Source organism: Mariniplasma anaerobium (assembly GCF_016865445.1).
GTDB lineage: Bacteria > Bacillota_I > Bacilli_A > Acholeplasmatales > Acholeplasmataceae > Mariniplasma > Mariniplasma anaerobium.
In genome coordinates this window covers 753,134-773,908 of the sequence record NZ_AP024412.1, presented here as the reverse complement: position 1 = coordinate 773,908, position 20,775 = coordinate 753,134, and the positions used below count along the sequence as shown (strand labels likewise).

20 protein-coding genes are annotated in these 20,775 nt (G+C 29.8%); 6 read left to right on the top strand and 14 right to left on the bottom strand.

From position 1 onward, the window contains the following. Positions 1-25: 25 nt before the first annotated feature. Positions 26-1,453, top strand: coding sequence for a glycogen synthase (locus MPAN_RS03725; protein ID WP_176238675.1), 1,428 nt, complete (start codon positions 26-28; stop codon positions 1,451-1,453). A 3-nt stretch (positions 1,454-1,456) separates the two neighbouring features. Next, entirely contained in the window at positions 1,457-2,683 is a 1,227-nt protein-coding gene (locus MPAN_RS03720) for a glucose-1-phosphate adenylyltransferase (RefSeq protein ID WP_176238674.1), read from the top strand. 37 nt (positions 2,684-2,720) lie between these two features. Here MPAN_RS03720 and MPAN_RS03715 read toward each other — a convergent pair whose 3' ends face one another. The 5 genes from MPAN_RS03715 to nadD form a co-directional block, all read right to left on the bottom strand. Then, positions 2,721-3,545 (bottom strand): YwaF family protein, encoded by an 825-nt coding sequence (locus MPAN_RS03715; protein ID WP_176238673.1) that lies wholly within the window; start codon positions 3,543-3,545, stop codon positions 2,721-2,723. A gap of 76 nt (positions 3,546-3,621) precedes the next feature. Beyond that, positions 3,622-5,832 (bottom strand): SF1B family DNA helicase RecD2, encoded by a 2,211-nt coding sequence (recD2, locus tag MPAN_RS03710; RefSeq protein ID WP_176238672.1) that lies wholly within the window; start codon positions 5,830-5,832, stop codon positions 3,622-3,624. A 75-nt stretch (positions 5,833-5,907) separates the two neighbouring features. Further along, a complete protein-coding gene (mnmA, locus tag MPAN_RS03705) occupies positions 5,908-7,041 on the bottom strand; it encodes a tRNA 2-thiouridine(34) synthase MnmA (protein WP_176238671.1) in 1,134 nt (377 codons plus the stop codon). A 4-nt stretch (positions 7,042-7,045) separates the two neighbouring features. After that, the gene (locus MPAN_RS03700) at positions 7,046-8,902 is read right to left on the bottom strand and encodes an NAD(+) synthase (RefSeq protein WP_176238670.1); all 1,857 of its coding nucleotides are present in this window, start codon (positions 8,900-8,902) and stop codon (positions 7,046-7,048) included. Continuing rightward, positions 8,902-9,471: a nicotinate (nicotinamide) nucleotide adenylyltransferase gene (gene nadD / locus MPAN_RS03695; protein ID WP_176238669.1), complete on the bottom strand. Its 570-nt coding sequence runs from the start codon at positions 9,469-9,471 to the stop codon at positions 8,902-8,904. The genes MPAN_RS03700 and nadD overlap by 1 nt, the downstream gene beginning before the upstream one ends. A gap of 190 nt (positions 9,472-9,661) precedes the next feature. On the opposite strand from nadD, the gene MPAN_RS03690 reads away from it, so the two are divergent. After that, the gene (locus tag MPAN_RS03690) at positions 9,662-10,081 is read left to right on the top strand and encodes a Fur family transcriptional regulator (RefSeq protein WP_176238668.1); all 420 of its coding nucleotides are present in this window, start codon (positions 9,662-9,664) and stop codon (positions 10,079-10,081) included. 30 nt (positions 10,082-10,111) lie between these two features. Here MPAN_RS03690 and mgsA read toward each other — a convergent pair whose 3' ends face one another. The 6 genes from mgsA to MPAN_RS03660 all read right to left on the bottom strand — a co-directional run bounded on the left by mgsA (position 10,112) and on the right by MPAN_RS03660 (position 14,239). Beyond that, positions 10,112-10,477, bottom strand: a complete 366-nt coding sequence (mgsA, locus tag MPAN_RS03685; protein ID WP_176238667.1) for a methylglyoxal synthase — start codon at positions 10,475-10,477, stop codon at positions 10,112-10,114. A 2-nt stretch (positions 10,478-10,479) separates the two neighbouring features. Beyond that, on the bottom strand, positions 10,480-11,376 hold the full coding sequence (gene rsmH, locus MPAN_RS03680; protein WP_176238666.1) for a 16S rRNA (cytosine(1402)-N(4))-methyltransferase RsmH: 897 nt from the start codon (positions 11,374-11,376) through the stop codon (positions 10,480-10,482). Positions 11,377-11,481: 105 nt separating this feature from the next. Continuing rightward, complete coding sequence (gene rpmF, locus MPAN_RS03675) at positions 11,482-11,673, bottom strand: 50S ribosomal protein L32 (RefSeq protein ID WP_176238665.1); 192 nt, start codon at positions 11,671-11,673, stop codon at positions 11,482-11,484. Between the two features lie 11 nt (positions 11,674-11,684). Continuing rightward, positions 11,685-12,116 carry a YceD family protein gene (locus MPAN_RS03670; RefSeq protein WP_176238664.1) on the bottom strand — a complete coding sequence of 144 codons (432 nt, stop codon included), beginning with the start codon at positions 12,114-12,116 and terminating at the stop codon, positions 11,685-11,687. A gap of 84 nt (positions 12,117-12,200) precedes the next feature. Further along, a complete protein-coding gene (locus MPAN_RS03665; protein WP_176238663.1) occupies positions 12,201-13,154 on the bottom strand; it encodes a hypothetical protein in 954 nt (317 codons plus the stop codon). Between the two features lie 92 nt (positions 13,155-13,246). After that, positions 13,247-14,239, bottom strand: coding sequence for a lipoate--protein ligase (locus tag MPAN_RS03660; RefSeq protein ID WP_176238662.1), 993 nt, complete (start codon positions 14,237-14,239; stop codon positions 13,247-13,249). Positions 14,240-14,404: 165 nt separating this feature from the next. On the opposite strand from MPAN_RS03660, the gene MPAN_RS03655 reads away from it, so the two are divergent. The 3 genes from MPAN_RS03655 to MPAN_RS03645 are packed head-to-tail and all read left to right on the top strand — an operon-like array spanning position 14,405 to position 17,170. Continuing rightward, positions 14,405-14,806: a DUF2177 family protein gene (locus MPAN_RS03655; RefSeq protein ID WP_176238661.1), complete on the top strand. Its 402-nt coding sequence runs from the start codon at positions 14,405-14,407 to the stop codon at positions 14,804-14,806. A gap of 11 nt (positions 14,807-14,817) precedes the next feature. Next, a complete protein-coding gene (locus tag MPAN_RS03650) occupies positions 14,818-16,623 on the top strand; it encodes a DAK2 domain-containing protein (RefSeq protein ID WP_176238660.1) in 1,806 nt (601 codons plus the stop codon). A gap of 37 nt (positions 16,624-16,660) precedes the next feature. Next, positions 16,661-17,170, top strand: coding sequence for a dihydrofolate reductase family protein (locus MPAN_RS03645; protein WP_176238659.1), 510 nt, complete (start codon positions 16,661-16,663; stop codon positions 17,168-17,170). 38 nt (positions 17,171-17,208) lie between these two features. Here the strand turns inward: MPAN_RS03645 and dnaJ are convergent, their stop codons facing one another. From dnaJ to MPAN_RS03630, 3 genes are read right to left on the bottom strand one after another with little or no spacing between them, the layout of a single operon-like run. Continuing rightward, complete coding sequence (gene dnaJ / locus MPAN_RS03640; protein WP_176238658.1) at positions 17,209-18,333, bottom strand: molecular chaperone DnaJ; 1,125 nt, start codon at positions 18,331-18,333, stop codon at positions 17,209-17,211. A 44-nt stretch (positions 18,334-18,377) separates the two neighbouring features. Then, a complete protein-coding gene (gene dnaK / locus MPAN_RS03635; protein WP_176238657.1) occupies positions 18,378-20,210 on the bottom strand; it encodes a molecular chaperone DnaK in 1,833 nt (610 codons plus the stop codon). Next, the gene (locus tag MPAN_RS03630) at positions 20,194-20,772 is read right to left on the bottom strand and encodes a nucleotide exchange factor GrpE (protein WP_176238656.1); all 579 of its coding nucleotides are present in this window, start codon (positions 20,770-20,772) and stop codon (positions 20,194-20,196) included. Before MPAN_RS03630 ends, dnaK begins: the two co-directional genes overlap by 17 nt. Positions 20,773-20,775: the final 3 nt, after the last annotated feature.

Sequence of the window (20,775 nt, the reverse complement as noted above, 5' to 3'; positions counted from 1 at the left end):
TATGAAGCGATTGGAGGCAATCTTAATGAAGATTTTATTCGCCAGTTCAGAAGTATTCCCATTCAGCAAAACTGGTGGTTTAGCTGATATGGCTTTATTTTTACCTAAATCACTTAAAAAAATTGGTCATGAAGTGACTGTCATAACGCCTTATTATAAAAATATCTCAAAACATCACAAAGATATGACTTATAAAGGTACAAAAACTATTACAATGGGTGGTATTGAAACCATTGTTCATTTTTATGAACTTATTTATCAAGAAATGAGTTTTATTTTTGTTCAGAACATGCATTATTTTGAACGTGATCATCTATATGGATATAATGATGATGCTGAACGCTTCTCTTGTTTTAGTTACTCTATACTAGAAGCTATTGAATTATTAGACTTCTATCCTAATCTTCTACACTTAAATGATTGGCAAACAGGTATGGTTCCCTATTTATTAGATGAACACTATAGACAAATTAATGATGGCTATTTTTCAATACATACTTTGCTTACAATTCACAATTTAGAATATCAAGGTTCTTTTGATCCATATGTAGCAAGATTTTTTAATACTGATTTTAACTATACATATATTCACTTTGATCGTGTTAACTTTTTAAAAGCAGGGATAGAAAGAGCTACTAAAATCAACACAGTATCTCCAACATATAGAAATGAAATCTTGTCACAGGAATTCGGGTTCACTTTAGATGGTGCACTTAATTTTAGAAAAGATGATTTAGTTGGAATTCTAAATGGAATAGATAATGAAGTTTTTAATCCAAAAACAGATCATTTAATTGAGTACAATTATGATAAGCGCAATTTCTTTTCTATGAAACAAAAAAATAAAGAACATATATTAAATCATTTTAATTTAGATGTTGATATCAATAAACCTTTGGTAACTTATGTTGGTAGACTTGCAACTCAAAAAGGAATTAATCTATTCACTGAAGTTTTAGAGGAAGTTATTGCATATACAGATGCAAGATTTATCTTAATGGGTTCAGGAAATGATTCTTATGAAAGTTTCTTTAAATACCTATCTTTTAAATTTCCTAAACGTGTCTCAAACTTTATAGGCTTTAATGAAGAACTTGCTCATAAATTATACGCTTCTAGCGATTTATTTATGATGCCAAGTAGATTTGAACCTTGTGGCTTAGGTCAATTGATTGCAATGCGCTATGGTGCGCTACCTATCGTAAGAGAAACTGGTGGACTAAAAGATACCGTAGAGCCTTATAATAAATATACAGATACAGGCACTGGATTCACATTTAGAAATTATGACGGTTATGAATTAAAAGAAAAACTATTTGAGAGTATTCAATTATACAAAGACAACTTACCTATTTTTAAAAAACTAATGAAACAAGCAATGGACAAAGACTATAGCCTAAAACAAATGGCTTTATCATATGAAAATTTATATCAAATCATACTAGGAGTGTAATTTATGGAAACTTTAACTTTAATACTTGCAGGCGGCAAAGGATCTAGACTAGATATTTTATCAGAAAGACGATCAAAACCAGCGATGCCTTTTGCTGGTAAATTTAGAATTATTGACTTTGCTCTATCAAATTGTACTCAATCAAATTTATATGATATAGGCATCTTGACTCAATACTTACCACTTTCACTAAATGAACATATTGGTGGTGGAAAAGCTTGGGATTTAGATAGAAGAGATTCTTCAGTTACTTTATTACAACCTCATAATTACTGGTATTTAGGTACTGCTGATGCTGTTTTAAAAAATTTAGAGTTTATACAAAGAAGAACTCCAAAGTATGTACTTATTCTTTCAGGTGATCACATCTATAAGATGGATTATAGAAAAATGATAGCTTTCCATAAGGAAAACAATGCAAGCTTAACCATTGCAACTCAACCTGTAGACCCAAGTGAAGTTAAGCGTTTTGGAATTATGTCAATTGATGAAACTGATGAAATAATTAAATTTGAAGAAAAACCTAAAACTTCTGATTCTAATTTAGCATCAATGGGTATTTATTTATTCGATTACGAACTTTTAGAAAGAGTTTTACTAAATATTAAACGTGATGATTTAGACTTTGGAAAACACATCATCCCTTATCTTATAGAAACCACTAAACATGAAGTATATGCTTATCAATTTAAAGATTATTGGATGGATGTAGGCACATACGATTCTTATTGGGAAACAAATCTCCAAATGACTAAAGATTTTACTGCACTTGATTTATATGATCCAACCTGGAAAGTCTTTACAAAAAGTGAAGATTTACCTCCAGTAAAAGTGGGTAGTGATGCTAAAATTGAAACATCACTGGTTTCTAATGGTTCTGTTATTGAAGGTACAGTTATTAATTCAGTTATTAGTCCTGGTGTTAGAGTTGGAAAAGGTAGCGTTGTGAAAGACAGCATAATCTTAAATAATGTAATCATTGGAAACAATGTAACCATTCAAAAGAGTATCATTGATAAAAGAGTCGTTATAGGAAGAGATTCTTATATAGGCTATGGAGATGATTTTACAGCTAATATTGAAAAACCAGATTTATTATCTTCTGGTATTACAGTTATTGAAAAAAGAACGATTATACCTGAAGAAACTACCATTGGTAGAAATTGTAGAGTTTTTAAATCTCATGTATTTGAGAATAAAAAAATTAAAAGTGGTGAAACACTTAGATAGTAAAAAAAACATCATATCGATTTGATATGATGTTTTTTTATGCTTTTGATTTTTGAAGTTGTTGCTCTTTTAATGGTTTTTTCTTTTCATAGATATATATGAAACTCGTATTTATTTTGAATACAATTAAAGCTACTAGAGTAAATCCAAAATAATAGATCAAATTAAATACAACTGCATTTACATGTGGCTGAATATCAAAAAGTATCGGAATGTTACTGGTAAATTTAGGATTAATAAAAAACATATTAAAGGTGCCATCATTTATCCATGTATTAAATATTGCGTTTAAAAGAATTGCGATTAAAACTACAATAGAAAACACAACGGATGCTTTTATTAAAGTATTTATCTTATAAGAGACTTGTTTAGAAAAAAGCAAACTAAATCCAACTATAGCAATACCTCCATGATGTATCATGGTTTGTATGTTTATACCTATTGTATCTACAAACACATCACCTGGGTGGAGCATAACTGCTAATCCTGCAAATAGGCCATATGTTGCAAGAAATGATATTCCTGCTTCATATACTGCTTTCTTTTTAGTTAAACCCGTTATTAAAGCTACATACATAGGAATAGAACAAAATTGAAATGGAAAAGCATACCATCTGTAATGCCACGCATTACTATATGAATATATCACTTGCTTATAGATTTCAAATGTTATTAATATGATTGCAAAAATTAAAAGGTATTTTTGTATTTGTTTTTGATTTTTATGCTTTAAATATCTTGTGAATATATACGTGCAAAAAATCACAAATATTAAAGAAAGATAGTGAAACCATCCATCTGATAATGACCCAAATGGGATGGGTTCTTTCATTGTTTTTGATAATAATTCAAGTATGCTCATCATGTCACCAGTTTATATATTTTATAATACACAAATATAATAACACGTATTTTTCTTTTTTTCAATTGAAAAATTGTTACATGAAATCGTAAGGAGATATATTGTCTTTGTCAATTTCTTCTACTTGAGTATCACTATTTAGTCTAAGTGCTAATGTAGTTTGTCGCTTATTAGATAAATGATTTGCCGCATAAATTAACAATTTCATATCACCTAATAAAATTAAATATTGTTTAGCTCTTGTGATTGCTGTATATATTAATTCTTTTTTTAACATATGAATATAATTTCTAACCATAGGAATCATAACTATCTTATATTCACTACCTTGAGACTTATGAATTGAAATAGCATATGCTAGATTCAGTTCATCTAAATCTGCACGTTCATAAAGCACTTCATTATCATCAAATGTAACAACTAAGAATTTTTCGTTGTCACTATTTACTTCAATGGATTTAATAATCCCGATATCACCGTTCATAATAAATCTCTTAGGATCATTGACTAGTTGAATGACTTTATCGCCTTCATAATATGTTTTATCTTTAAATGTAATGCTTTTAGTTTTATGTACATTAAATTTATCTTGCAAAATTTGATTAAATCGATCTATACCAAGTTCACCTTTATACATTGGAACTAATATTTGAATATCATCAATCATTGAATATCCTTTGTCAAGAGCTCCTTGAACTTGATTGATAATTGTATTTTGTATTTTTTGTTGATCTGCATGATATAAATAAACATCATTACCACTTTGAAGATCATCATATGATAGATTTTGATGATTGACTGAACTTGCCAAAGAAATAATATGAGAATCTTTAGCTTGTCTATGGATTTGATCTAATTTAACAACTTTTATTTGATTGGACTCAATTAGATCTGATAATACTTGACCAGGACCAACTGAAGGTAATTGATCAACATCACCAACAATAATGATTTGTGCTTGATCTTTTATCGCTTCAAATAATCTGCTAGCAAGAAAAATATCAATCATTGATGACTCATCTACTATAATTAAATCTTGAGGTAACAAATGAGATTCATCATATGAAAACATGCCATCATAATTATAACCTAGGTGTCTATGGATGGTTGATGTTTTAACGTGAAGTAGCTCACTCATGCGTTTTGCAGCTCTTCCTGTAGGTGCAAGACAAGCAATTTTTTCATAAATATCAGGATGATCGAAATTTAATTTATTATATATTTTGTATACCTCTAATAGGCCGTCAATGATCGTAGTTTTTCCTGTACCAGGACCACCTGTAATAATAGATAGCTTATGTGTTAAGGCAGTGGATATAGCTTCTTTTTGAATATCTGTATAATCGATATCTTTTGTCATTTCAATTCTATCGATAAGTGTTTTAACATAATTTAAATCAACATTAAATTCTGATTTGTCATTTAATTTTGTTATTTTTTCTGCTAGTTTAGTCTCAGTAAAATAAGACATGGTCAAATAATAGCGATTTTCTTCTATGATGATTCTATTTTCTTCTAATAAAGTTTTTATACCTTCATCAAGATCAATATCAGTTTGTAAAACACCAATAGTTTCTTTTGTTAATTGTTCTAATGTTAAATATAAATCACCATTCTGATATGCAATATGCTCTAATGCATAAAGAATTGCCGCTTTAATTCTTCTGATATCGTGTGCTTCAATTCCTAATTTATGCGCAATCTCATCTGCTTTAATAAATCCAATTCCATCAATATCATCAATTAAACGATAAGGATTTTCTTCTAATTTATCAATTGTCAGTGATTGATATTTATTTAATAATTTCATTGCGAGTCTTCCAGATAAATTATAACTATATAGACGAACTAAAATATGTTCATTGGTTTGATTTTCTATAAGTTGTTGATGAAATTTAACGATTCTTATTTTTTTAAGACCTATTTCTTTTAATATAGCTGGATTGTCTTGCACTTTTTGAATAACGTCTAAGCCAAAAGTCTCAACCATTTTTTCTGCTGTCTTTGGTCCAATACCCGTAAAAAAAGAACTTGATAAATAACTAATCAAGCCGTTTGCTGATTGCTTTTCAGTTTTTTTAAATGATTCAACTTTTAATTGTTCTCCATAAGTTTGATGTTTAACCCAAGTTCCCATGAACTCATAGATGACATCTTCACTAATTTTAGGAAAATATCCAACGATTGTAACTAATTGATCATCTAAAGTAATTAAACGAGCTATTGAATAACTATTTTCTTCATTATGAAAAACATAATTTTTGATCTTACCAATGACTTTGTCCATGTGACCTCCATAAATGCTATCTACTTTTAAAATTATACCATCTTTTTACCTATTAAAAAAGGAACATAGTTCCTTTTAACTGTATAATCTTTTCTTTTTATCCATAAAGACTTCTGATATAAAACCAGAGCCTACACATACTTCTTTTTGATAAAACGCACACACTTGACCTGGTGTGACTGCTCGAACTTTTTGAGGATATTTAACATTAATCGTATGTTCATCAATCCAAGTGACTTCTACATCGTGATCTTTTTGACGATATCTAAATTTAGCAGTCATCTTACCACTTATTTTGGGACCACGCCAAATGACATCTGTAATGATTGCTTCATCACTAAATAAATGTGGATGATTGAAATCAGGTTCGACATATAATGTGTTTGTTGTTAAGTCTTTACCTACAACATACCAAGCTCCACTATCTTCTTTAGTTCCACCAATGCCTAATCCCTTTCTTTGACCAATCGTATAATTCATAAGACCTTGATGATTTTTCATATATGTACCATCAAGTTTTTTCATTTCACCAGGCATTGCTGGCAAATAATTACTTAAAAATTCATTAAAATGTCTTTCTCCAATAAAACAGATACCTGTAGAATCTTTTTTCTTAGCAGTTGCTAGATTTTGCTCAAGTGCAATTCTTCTAACTTCTTTTTTATCAATATCACCTATAGGAAATATAACATTTTTTAATTGATCTTCTCTTAATTGTGATAAGAAATATGTTTGATCTTTGTTATCATCATAAGCTCTTATCAGTTTAGGATAATCACCACTAAGATCTACTTGTGCATAATGACCCATTGCAATATAATCTGCATCAAATTTTTTAACGTAATCAACAAATGCCTTAAACTTAATTTCATTATTACATAAAACATCTGGATTTGGTGTTCTATTTTTTTTATATTCATCTAAAAAATACGTGAATACTCTATCCCAATAATCATCAATGAAATCAACTTTATGCAATTTAATACCTAATTTATTAGCAACTTCTAATGCATCTTGATAATCTTTTTCTTGTTCACAAACTTCATCATATCTTGTTGGATTTCCTTTTAAATCACTATTGGTTGCACTGTCCCAATTACGCATAAAAACGGCTTCTACATCATAGCCGTCTTTTAAGAGTAAATATGCAGCTACACTGCTATCTACGCCTCCGCTTAATCCAATTATAACTTTCTTATTTTTATTCATAACATCACTTTCTTTTTACATCACTAGGCATTCTATATTCTCCACGAGGCGAAAGACTAATTCCTAATATTTTTGGTCCTTCTGGAAGTGTTTGTCTCTTAAACTGTTGTGTGTAAAAACGCTTAAAAAAGCGATTTACATATGTTTCTAGTGAATCATTATCTAATTCGAATGCTTTTTTAACCAACCATTTAATTTTATCTTCGCTTGCTCCATTGATTAAATGATGAAATAGCATAAAGTCGTTGATATCATATCTTCCAATTGTTATTTCAGTATCTTGATCTTCTTTTAATTCTGGTGTAATAGGTGCTTCTAAAATATGATTAAGAACTTTAGATATATTCTTATAATCATTTTTTGCATGATAATCAATAAGTACCTTAACCCATGTTTTAGGTAAGCCTGCATTGATTGCATACATGCTCATTTGATCGCCATTATAAGTCATCCAACCTAAAGCAATTTCAGATAGGTCACCCGTACCTAAAACGAATCCACCATGCTTATTAGCTAGGTTCATTAAAATCATCGTTCTCATTCTTGCTTGTGTGTTTTCATATGTGACATCTTTGTCTTCATGATTTATAGATTTTAAATGCAAGTCTACTGCTTCGCTTATTGGAATTTCAATGGAAGTTACTCCAAGTTTATCCATAAGTTCTAATGCATAAGATTTCGACTTACTTGATGTCACAAAAGCAGGCATCGTTACAGCAATGATATCTTTTGGATCTCTCTTTAAATATTTCATTGCCTGATGACTTACTAACAAAGCAAGTGCTGAATCTAATCCGCCTGATATACCTAATATAATTTTGTTTGCTGATTTAGGAATAGACTCTAATCTTTTGATCAATGCAAATATTTGTAAATGATTTGCAACTTTTATATCTTCATCTAAATTATAAGGAGATATAAACGGCGTTTGATTTAAAGCTTGTTCAAAAGTATAGTTTTTTGACTCATTAATTTCTATTTTAATATATTCATATTTATTTTCGTTTTTCAAATGCATATCACGATATGTGCTATCTTGACGCTTTTGATAATTGATGCCCATCACATCAATATCTGCATAAAGATGTGTCTCTTCATCAGTAAAAGCATGACTTTCAGCAACTAATTCACCTAATGATGCAATCACTTTATGACTTGAGTATACAATTTCACTACTTGATTCATAATGTCCTGATGTTGTATAAATGTAGGCAGCCATTTGTTTTCTAGAATGATCAAGTACTGCATGTCTTCTTAAAGATTGTTTGCCTACGTATTCACTAGATGCTGATAAATTGAATATGATATTTGCTCCAGCAAGACTCATATCATCACTTGGTGAGTAAGTTGCCCATAAATCTTGACAAATTTCAATTCCAAATCTAATATGTTTATCTACATCTTCAAATATTAAGTAACCAAATGGTACTTTTTGATTAAAAAGATCGATTTTTGTTAACACAGAATCTTTACCTGAATGAAACCATCTTTTTTCATAAAACTCATGATGATTTGGTAAGTAATGTTTAGGTACAACACCTAAAACTTCATCATTTTGAATGACAATTGCGCAATTATATAAAACTCCATAAATATCAAGTGGTGCTCCTAGCATATAAATACCTTTATATGTAGTATGTTCTTTAATATATTTGATTGCTTCAAGTGCTTCTTCAATAAATGAACCTTGATAAAAAAGGTCACTTGAACTATAACCTGTTACAGTAAGTTCAGGAAATACTGTTAAACTAGCTTTAGACTTGTCTAGAACTTTAATAATTTGTTTTTTATTGAATTCTATATCGCCTACTGAAATCTTTGGAGTTACAGCGGCTACTTTTATATATCCATGTTTATACATTATAACACCTCATATAATTTATGGTTTTTTATATATTGATAAACCTCATTTGTTAAATATTTTTTATTTTTATCTATATCTTCTCTTATTTTTGAAGAAGACACGTCCATATCAAAATCTATGAATATAAACTTATGATTGACATCTTTAAACATCATTTCTGCTTGTTCTTTAGTCATAAAATGATTTCTATTCATCACAATGAAAGGATATTTATCTAATAAGTCTTGATATGAAATCCATGTTTTTAAAGATTCAAGATGATCAGATCCAATAACAAAATGTAGTTGTTCATATGTTTTGCTTAAATCTTCTAAAGCTTTTAATGTACCACTATATCCACTATGGTTTTCTAGATCTGAAATAACAATATCTTTTTTTTCAGTCTCTATTAATAATTTTAACATCAAAAATCGGTGATTAAAATCTATTAAATCTGGTTTTTTATAATCATTACCCACTGGCAAAACAATAACCTTTGAATTTTCAAAAGTCTTTAGAAGTGTTATTATTATATGCAAATGTGCAATAGTTGGTGGATTAAAAGACCCACCGTAAATAATATTCATATATTTCACCCTTATTATTATACCATATTTAATGTCTCAAATACTTCTATCTATGCACATATATATCAAAAATAATTAACATTCTTTTATAAAAACTTTATAAAGAGCGTTTCACTTTTAAATAAAATACTTACTTGATATAATAAAAATGTAGAAAAATATGAAACGTGATTAAAGGAGAGCGATAGATATGGATTTAAAAGAAAGATATTTTAATAAAATACGATCTGAACGCTTAAGACTTACTAATTCAAGAAAAGCTATGATTGAAATTCTAGAAGACAAGCATTTAACCTTCAAAGAAATTCAAAAAGCATTAGCTAATCGCGGATTTTATAATGTATCAACAATATATAATAATCTTGAATTTCTTATGGAACACAAGATGGTTGTTGAAATTTATATCAATAATGTAAAATATTATGATCTAGCAATGGACAATCCAATGCACAGTGCAGATAGTCATATTCATGTAATGAATAAGCAAACAAATGAAATCACTGAGATTAATAGTCCAGATATATTTGATTACTTAATGGAACATGAAGCATTTAAGGATCTAGACTTAGAATATATTAGAATTATTGTATCCGCAAACAAGAAGAAATAAAGCATAAAAAAAGGCATAATTGCCTTTTTTTTATATCTCTAATGCAGCTATAAATAATTTAGCTGTTGAAATGTTAGTTGCAAGTGGGATTTCATAATGATCACTTAGTCTTAGTAAAGCAGAAACATCTGGTTCATGAGGCTGTGCTGTAAGTGGATCTCTAAAAAATATAATCATATCAATAAGTTGATTAGCAACCATAGATCCAATTTCTTGATCTCCTCCAAGAGGTCCTGATTTTTTTAAATGGATATTTAATCCCGTATGTTCAACAAGTAATGCTCCTGTTGTACCAGTTGCATATAATTCATGAGTTTTAAATATATTTAAATGTTCTTTAACAAAGCTGATCATTTCAGGCTTTTTTTTATCGTGGGCAATTAATGCAATTTTCATCATTATATCCTTTCTGCTACTCTCATTTTTGCTGATCGAGATCTTGAGTTATTTTCTAGCTCTTCATCAGTTGGATAAATTGGTTTTTTAGTAATCACTTTAAGTTTAATGTTTTTATCAATCATAACTGGTAAGTTTTTAGGTAGCTGTGATGTAGATTTATCCTTAAAATAATGTTTAACAATTCTATCTTCTAAGGAGTGGAACGTAATCACTACAATTCTTCCACCAGGATTAAGCATATCAAGTGCTTGTTCTAAAACTTCTTCAAGTACACCTAGTTCATGATTGACTGCAATTCTTAGTGCTTGAAAAACTCTTTTAGCACTATGTCCCTTATCCTTATAGTTAACTTGATCTGTTATTTTTACAAGTTCCATAGTCGTATATAATGGTCTTTGATTTATAATTTTTTGTGCTATTTTAAATCCGTTTTTTTCTTCTCCATATATGAAAAATAACTTAGCCAATTCATCTTTGGAGTATGTATTCACTATGACTTCTGCAGTTAAACTTTGAGACTGATCCATTCTCATATCTAGTTTAGCATCTTTTAAATATGTAAATCCTCTAGTATCATCATCAATTTGAAAACTAGACATACCTAAATCAAGTAGTAACCCATCAATTTTTTGGATTCCTTCTTCATTAAGCTTATTTTTTAGATGTCTAAAATTACTTTTAATAATTTTGAAATTATTAAAATCTTTTAATACATCTCTTGCGTATTCAATTGCAAATTCATCTTGATCAAATGCATATAAATAACCAGTTTTTAGCTGTTCTAAGATCTTTTTAGAGTGTCCTGCCCCTCCTAATGTACCATCTACATAAATGCCGTTATCTTTGATATTTAATTGCTTGATTGCCTCATCTAATAAGACTGTTATATGTTTCATTTGTTCACATCATTTCATTTATTTTACATATTAGTTAAACTATATATGAAATTCATCATTTTGTCAATTTTCAAAAAAAGAAAAAGGTGCCTTCGGCACCCTTCTTTAATCCTCTTTGGATTCTTTTTTGGTTAATACTTGTTGACCTTTGTAATAACCACTGTTTGGTGTAACACGGTGTGGTAACGTGAATTCACCAGTTTGTGGGCAAACAACTAACGCAGGAGCAGTCAATTTGTAATGTGTACGACGTTTTCTCTTCGCAGTTTTACCCGTTCTTCTAAATGGAACAGCCATCTGTTCACCTCCTATTTTTTCAAGAGCGTATCTAATTCAGCAAATGCAGGATGTGGACTCTTTTCTTCTTCAAAAGAGATCTTTTTTGCATCTGGATGATAGATGGTATAAGGTTTTTCACTTATAATGTATCCAAATATGATATCACTCAACTCAATATAATCCGTTAACATAAAATCTGCATCTTCATCTTTACCAAAGATAACTTCTTCTCTAATATCCATGTGGTAAGAAACAGGTTTTAAGGTTTTAGCGCAAGCTAATTCCATATCAACTTCAACATTGAAATCAAGAACAACTTCTTCTTCAATTATATTTACATCGATTTGAATCGATGCTGGTTTAATTGAAAGAATGTCATCAATTTCTTTAATCTCATTTTGAAAGTCATAAGTAAAATCTAATGAGGTTTTTTCTTTTAATTCTTTAAGTAAAATTTTCATTATATCACCTCAACGAAGGTATTATACAAAATAAATACACAATTGTCAATGAATTAAGAGAATTTATGTCCTGATTAAAGCGATTTACATGGATTTCTCTTGTCTAACTCTAGTTTTGAATAAATCAAGAATTTGTTGCTCTGTTTTTGTTAACATTTCTGGAAGCTTATAGTCAGTATGTAGGCGATGATTTCTTAAGTGAAAAGGAATCATTCTGCCATCTGATAGCCCTACTTCTAATTCTAAAGCTAAATATTTAGGTTTATCAGGATTATCATATTTCAATTTAGTTTCCATATGAACAACATCAAAATAATTAAACTCCCCAGCAATATCACATGCGATTTGTCCACTTCTATGATCTATATTTGCTTGATAATAGAAAAGTGTTGATTCCCCAAAGAATAAAGCTGTTAATAAAGATTGATCATATATTTGAGTTACAGTGCCATCTTCTTTTTTATCAAGGCGATATTGAACTTTGCTGGATTTATTAAAAGCGTCAGGAATCATAATAAGTATTGGCTTTTTATATGCTTTTTTATCAATACTTGATAATTTTTCAGCTCTCAAAATTGCATTTTTATAATCTTGATCTACATATTTTTGAAATACACCTTTTTCTTTACCAGAAAACTTGCTAAAGTATTTCTTAGTCCATTTTGGTCTATCTTTTAGTCTTTTTGCTTCTTTGGCGCTTGCTTTTTTTTCAGCTTTAAGTCTTTTTTTATCTTCTTTAGCTTTAACTTTATCTTCAGCCTTTTGTTTTTTCGCATCTTCTTTGGCTTTAGCTTTTTCTTCTGGAGTAAGCTTAACCTTTTTTTCCTTCGATTTTGCTTTAGCTTCAGCCTCTTGTTTCTTCAAATCCTCTTTAGCTTTAGCTTTTTCTTCAGCCTTCTTTTTTTTCTTATCTTTTTTTGATTCTTTTTTAGAATCTTCTTTAATTTCGGTTTCGTTATTTTTTGAAGTTTCCAATTTATCAGTATCTTTGGTTTCCTCGATTGTTTCTTTTTGGCTTAATTCTTTGTTTTTTTTCATATGAATACCACCTTTCACCTTATATCTATTTTAACAAATAAATGAAGAACTAGTCAAACTTTTATGTGTTTTTAATCAATTTAATCCACTTTTTACTCATCTATTAGAACTCCATCGTTCAATAAAGCCATAAATTCATCTTTTTTGATATCTAGAATATAATCATCAATATTGTCTAACTCGAATATTTTTGCAATAGTTTTTTTAGTATACTCTTGACCAATAAACAATTTTTCAAAACTTTCTAATGGTTTTGTATCAAAAAAATCGCCTAAAATCTTAAAGTTTTCTATAGTTCCATCATGCAAATCAATCATAACTTCGATTAGTCCGCCTGTAATTCTTTTTTTAAGTGTCTTAGTATGTGGTGGTTGTTTTTTATATATCCATGATTTTGATTCGTATTTTTCAGCCATTTTTTGTATTTTTGTAACTTCTTGATCACTTAGTTCATATGTTTGATAAGTCATTGTATTTTCAAAATGTTTGATAAGTTGTTCTTGAGTCATTCCATTTAAATATGGTTTTAAATTTGTAACTCTAGATCTTACACTATCTACACCTTTACTAACTAATTTCTCATCTGATGGTGTGATTGCTCTTACCATAGTTTCTAAGTCACAATCATATAAAAAAGTTCCATGCATAAGCATGCCATATTTATTTTGTAAAAACGCATTGCCTGAAATTTTCTTTCCTTCAAATAAAAGATCGTTTCTTCCACTAAACTCAATGTTTACATCTAATAATTTCATTGATTCAATAATCTTTGAAAGATAAGTTTTAAAGCTAAAATTGTTAGTTTGTTTTTTTGTGATAATAGAAAACATTGTGTTTCTATGATCTGCATAGACACATCCACCACCTGTTGGTCTTCTATAAACATCAATATTATTTTCTTTTAAATACTCTAAATTAACTTCATTTTCAATGACTTGATTCTTCCCAATGACGACTCCATTGATTTCCCATGTAAAAAAATAAGTTTGTCCTTCTTCTAGGACTTCAGTAAGCAAATATTCTTCTAGTGCAAAATAAAAATACGGTTTTAATTGTCCTTCATTGTGATGTCTTACTAAAATCATATCTTTAATCCTCCATTACTTTTATATTATAAATTATATCATTAATATGAAGTATTAAAAAATGATATGTATATGGTTTTATGCTCTAATTATGTGAAACGCATTTTTATATAAAAAGTCTTTTTAACATGATATAATATAATTGAAATAAAGAGGAGGGTGTTTATGTTAACTTTTATAGAATTATTTATTATTTCGTTTGTTATGTTTATCGTCGTTGATTTAATTTGGCTAGGATTTATTGCGAAGGATTTGTATAGAAAATATCTTGGTGACTTTTTAAGTCCTAATCCTAATTGGAAAGCAGCTATTGCATTTTATGTTTTATTTATAGCGGCTTTAGTCATATTTGTTTTACTTCCAGGAGTTGACAAACAAAGTCTATCATACACTATGTTGTATGGAGCACTCTTTGGATTTATAACTTATGCAACTTATGATTTAACAAATTTAGCAACACTTAAAGATTGGCCTATTCAAATCACTGTCATTGATTTATTCTGGGGAACTTTCTTAGGTTTCTCTGTATCAACTTTATCATACTTATTATTTAATCTAATTTTTTAAAGGAGGATATTATGACAACTACAACACTAGACAATGCATTTTTGTATAATGCTTTTATTATCGGAGCAAGAAACGTTATATCAGAGAAAAACAGTTTAAATAAAATAAATGTTTTCCCAGTCCCAGATGGTGACACAGGAACAAATCTAGCTTCACTCATGAATTCAATTATTGAAAAATCTATGCTTAAAGACACTTCACTTGAAACTATGGAAACTATTGTAGATGCTGCAATTGAAGGTGCAAGAGGAAACTCAGGCATTATTTTCGCATCATATATCAATGGGTTTTATGAAGCTTTAAAAAATGATGACTTAACAATTGATGAATACATTGAAATGGTTACCAATGCAGCTGATCAAGCCTATCTTTCTATTAATAAACCTGTAGAAGGCACTATGATTACTTTAATGAGAGCTTGGGCTACAGCATTAAATAGCTTAAAAGATGCTGGTCACAGTGTTCTTGAAATGTTTTCAAAAGCTTTTGATGTTTTACAAGTTGAACTTAAAAAAACAACTGAAATGCTAGCAGTCTTAAAACAAAATAAGGTTGTAGATGCAGGAGCTAAAGGTTTTGTGCACTTTATAGAAGGTTTTATCAAATCTTTAAAAGGTGAAAAAGTGAGTATGGATTTTCAAGATGTTCCAGAAATCACTGAACATTTGCATATAGATCATTTAGATGAATCACAATACAGATACTGTACTGAAGCTTTATTATCATCTATTGATTTAGACCATAAAGCCATCAAGGCGCATTTAGAAACTTTAGGTGACTCTTTGGTTGTTGCAGGTAATAAAAGACGCTTAAGAGTTCATATACATACAGATAAACCCGATCAAGTTTTTACTTATCTAGCTTCACATGGATCGATACTTGAACAAAAAGTTGATGATATGATTCGACAATTTGAAATGGTGAACCATCAAAAATATAAAATAGCACTTGTAACTGATTCCATTGCAGATCTACCTCAATCATTAGTTGATCAATATCAAATCCATCAATTTGCATTAGGATTGATGATTAATGGTACAACTTATTATGATAAATTAACGATTACTGCCGAATCTTTTTATGGCTTAATGGACACACTTGATGTTTATCCTACATCTTCTCAACCAAATCAAAGAACTTTAGAAAATTTCTTCTCTCAACTAACAACATACTATGATAAAGTCATTGTTCTATCAGTTTCATCAAAGATGAGTGGTACGTATCAAGCATTTGTTGATTCTGCAAATAAATTTAAATCTAAAGATAAAAAAATTGCTGTTATTGATACGATACAAAACTCAGGAGCCCAAGGTTTATTAGTTTTAAAAGCAGCTCAAGCAATCAAAGCAGGTATGGAATTTGATGATATTGTTACTTATATTGAAAAACTTAAAAAAGAAACTAAAATTTTAGTTAGTGTTAAGACTTTAAAATATATGGTTCGAAGTGGTCGTGTTGGAAAAACAACAGGCATCATTGGTAAAATAGTCAATTTAAAACCTGTTATCTCAATTGATGACCAAGGTGAAGGCATTATTTTTGATAAAGGCTTAAGTATTAAAACAAGTAATAAAAAGATTTTTAAACATATAAAAGGTATTCTAGAATTTAACGAGATTGATGATTATGCAATTGTTCATGCAAATGCTGGTGATAGGGTAACCTCATATGAAAAAATCTATACTGATTTAATTGGAAAACCTCCAACTTACATCATGAATATATCACCTATTGTTGCAATGAACGCAGGAATTGGTACTGTTGCAATTGCCTATATCAAAGGTAAGAGTAAGCTAGTTGATCAATCAATCCATTAATTTTACTTTTTAAAAATATATTAAGGAGATATACATCATGGGATATGTTATATTACAGGTCGCTGTCTCGCTAGATGGTTATATCTCAAGAAAAGATCATTCCGTAGATTTTTTAGAGACTATAGATCCTAGTTTTCAAAATCATTTCACCTCTTTTATCGATTCTATTGATTTCATTATTATGGGTTCTAAAACATATGATGTGATGTTAAAATTTGGTGATATTCCTTTTAAAGATAAAAATATATATGTTTTAACTAAACGAACTTATGAAAGCACCAATGAAAACATAATTTTTACTGAAATGCCCATAAAGGGGCTAACAGATGAATTATCAGGAAATATTTGGCTTTTTGGAGGCGCAAGTGTAATTCAAAGTTTTATGAAAAACAATTTAGTTGATGAATTACAATTATATATAGTTCCTAAAACCATTGGAGATGGTATTCCTTTGTTTTATGAACACAATCAATTAAATAATTGGAAATTAATCTCACATGAAAAATTTTCGGATAATTTATATGTTATCTATAAAAAACAAAAATAAAAGTAAAAAAGCATCTCCCTTGGGAAGATGCTTTTATTTTAGTTTTTGAATAAATTTTTAAATTTATGCCATGCACTGTCTTTTTCTTTGGATTCTAATGAATCTAATTCCTCATAAAGTTTTTTCTCTTGTGCTGAAAGAGTCTTTGGAACTTTAATCTGAACAATGACTTGTTGATCGCCTTTTTTCTTACTTCTAACATTTGCGACCCCTTTTTCTCTCATTCTTAAAATCGTTCCGTGTTCAATACCAGCAGGAATCTTTAAATCAACATCTCCATAAATTGTAGGGATTTCAATTTTAGCTCCTAAAACAGCCTGTGTTACAGTAATTGGAACTTCTAAGATAATATCGTCGTGATGACGCTTAAAGACTTTATGAGGTTTAACTCTAAAGTTTAAGTATAGATCACCTTTAGATCCACCTTTTGTGCCTCCATTACCATAACCAGCAACTTTTAAACTCATATTTGTATCTACACCAGCAGGAATATTAACATCTACAGTCTTTGTAACTTTTTCGATGCCTGATCCATTACATGTATGACAACGCTTATTGATTACTTTTCCTTGACCACCACATTTTGGACAAACTTGTTGTGTTCGCATTGCACCAAACATCGTCCGTTGCTCTACATTAACAAATCCATCTCCATGACATCTATCGCATACTTCAACATCTTTACTAGATTCAGCACCCAATCCATGACATGTGTGACATTCTTCTTCAACTTGCACGCTAATCGTTTTTTTAGTTCCTAAAACAGCATCCATAAAGTCTACTGTCATCATTTTTTCTAAATCTTCGCCTCGCTGTGGTCCATTATAGTTTTGTTGTTTTTGTGATCTATTTCCTCCACCAAAAAATTGTGAAAAAATATCTCCAAATCCACCAAAATCACCAAAGCCTTGTCCACCACCAAATCCTTGTCCGCCAAAAGGACTGCCATCATGACCATATTGATCATAAGCTGCCTTTTTTTGAGCATCATTTAGTGTATCATAAGCTTCTTGAACTTCTTTAAATTTGCTTTCTGCATTTGCTTCTTTGGATATATCAGGATGATATTTTTTTGCTAGCGTTCGATAAGCTTTTTTTATCTCATCTTCACTAGCGCCTTTTTTTAATCCTAATACATCATAAAAATCTCTCTTATTTGCCATAAGTCATCAACTCCATAGTGCTAAAGGGGCAATGCCCCTTTAGTTTATTTTTCTTCAAATTCTGCATCAACAGTAGTTTTACCGTCTTGATCCTTAGTTTCATTATTTTCTGGTTGCTCTGGTTGTGCTTGTTGTTGTGATTTTTGATATGCTTTAGCTGCAATTTCTTGTGCATCTTTTTCAAGAGCTTCTTTTTTAGCCTTGATATTTTCGATGTCATCGCCTTTTAAAGCTTCCTCTAAATCTTTAATTTGATCTTGGAGTTTAGTCTTAGTTGCTTCATCTACATCTGCGCCTAAATCTTCAATAGCTTTAGTTGTTTGGAATATTAAATTTGAAGCTTCATTTCTTGTGTCTGCTGATTCACGTTTTAATTTATCTGCTTCTGCTTGTTCTTCAGCTTCTTTAACCATTTTTTCTATTTCAGCATCTGATAAAGAACCAGTGCCTGTAACTGTAATAGATTGTTCTTTGTTAGTTCCTAAATCTTTTGCTTTAACTGATACGATACCATTAGCATCTATATCAAATGATACTTCAATTTGTGGAACGCCACGACGTGCAGCAGGAATATCTCCTAATTGGAAACGTCCTAAAGTTTTATTATCTTGAGCCATTGAACGTTCACCTTGCAATACATGGATATCAACAGCTGGTTGATTATCAGCAGCAGTTGAGAACACTTGTGATTTAGAAGTTGGAATTGTAGTATTTCTTTCAATTAACTTGGTGAATACACCACCTAATGTTTCAATACCAAGTGATAATGGTGTAACATCTAATAATAAGACATCTTTCACATCACCTGCTAAGACACCACCTTGAATTGCTGCACCCATTGCTACAACTTCATCAGGGTTAACACTTCTATTAGGCTCTTTACCTAATTCACGTTTAACTAAATCTTGAACAGCTGGGATACGTGTAGAACCACCAACTAATAAGACTTGATCAATATCTTTAGGTGTTAGTTTAGCATCTGATAATGCGCGTCTAACTGGTTGTTGACATTTATCAACTAAATGAGCAGTTAATTCATTAAACTTAGCTCTTGTTAAAGTCATTTCTAAATGTAGTGGACCAGCAACACCCATTGTAATAAAAGGTAGACTGATTTGTGATTGAGAAACACCACTTAATTCTTTTTTAGCTTTTTCAGCTGCATCTTTTAATCTTTGTACTGCCATCTTATCTAAAGATAGATCAACAGCATTTTCTTTCTTAAATTCAGCTACTAAATAATTAATAACTTCTTGATCAAAGTCATCTCCACCAAGTTTATTATTACCTGCAGTTGAAATAACTTCAAACGTGCCATCAGCAAGTCTTAAGACAGATACATCAAATGTACCTCCACCTAAGTCAAATACTAAGACTGTTTGTTCTTTATCTGTCTTATCAATACCATAAGCTAGAGCTGCAGCTGTAGGTTCATTGATAATACGTTTTACATCAAGTCCAGCAATTTTACCAGCATCTTTTGTTGCTTGGCGTTCTGCATCATTAAAATATGCAGGAACAGTAATAACTGCTTGAGTCACTTGAGCACCTAAATAATCTTCAGCTGTTTTCTTTAAATTTTGTAAAATCATTGCTGATAATTGTTGAGGTGTATATTTTTTACCTTGGATGTCAACTTTATAATTCGCATCACCCATATGTCTTTTAATAGAACTTACTGTGTTAGGATTAGTAACTGCTTGTCTTTTAGCAACATCACCTACACTAATTTCATCACCTTTAAATGATATAACTGATGGTGTAGTTCTTCCGCCTTCAGCATTTGGTATTACTTTTGCTTCGCCGCCTTCCATTACAGAGACAACTGAGTTTGTTGTACCTAAATCGATACCTATAATCTTATTTGTTTTTGCCATTTTCATCACTCCATTCGTTTATTTTGACCATGGCAGGTCTTAATAGTTGTTCTTTATACATATAACCTTTTTGAATCACTTTTAAGTTGATTCCATTAGGTTTATCTTCAATACTTTCTTTTTCAATTGCATGATGATATTTAGGATCAAACTGCTTATTTAAAGCGTCAATTTCCTTTAATCCATCATTTTTTAAAACTTCATAAAATTTATCATTTAACATTTTAAATCCATATAAGAAATTTTTTAATACATCATTATCTGTTTCCATGTTTATAATCATGTTTAACTGATCAAGTGGTTCTAAAATATCATAAACTAAATTTTTTGAAGCAAACTTGCGATCATTTATTCTTTCTAAAGTAATTCTTTTTTTGAAATTTTCTAATTCAGCTGCATTTCTTAATAATTTATCTTTTAATTGAGCAACTTCTTGTTCTAATGTTTCGATTTTTTCTTTATATTTGTTCTTTTTTTCTTTTTTAGTAGTTTCTTCAACGACTAGTTCTTCTTTAGCAACTTCTTCAAGTTGCTCAGTCAAATCTTTTTTTTCATCTTCCATAAT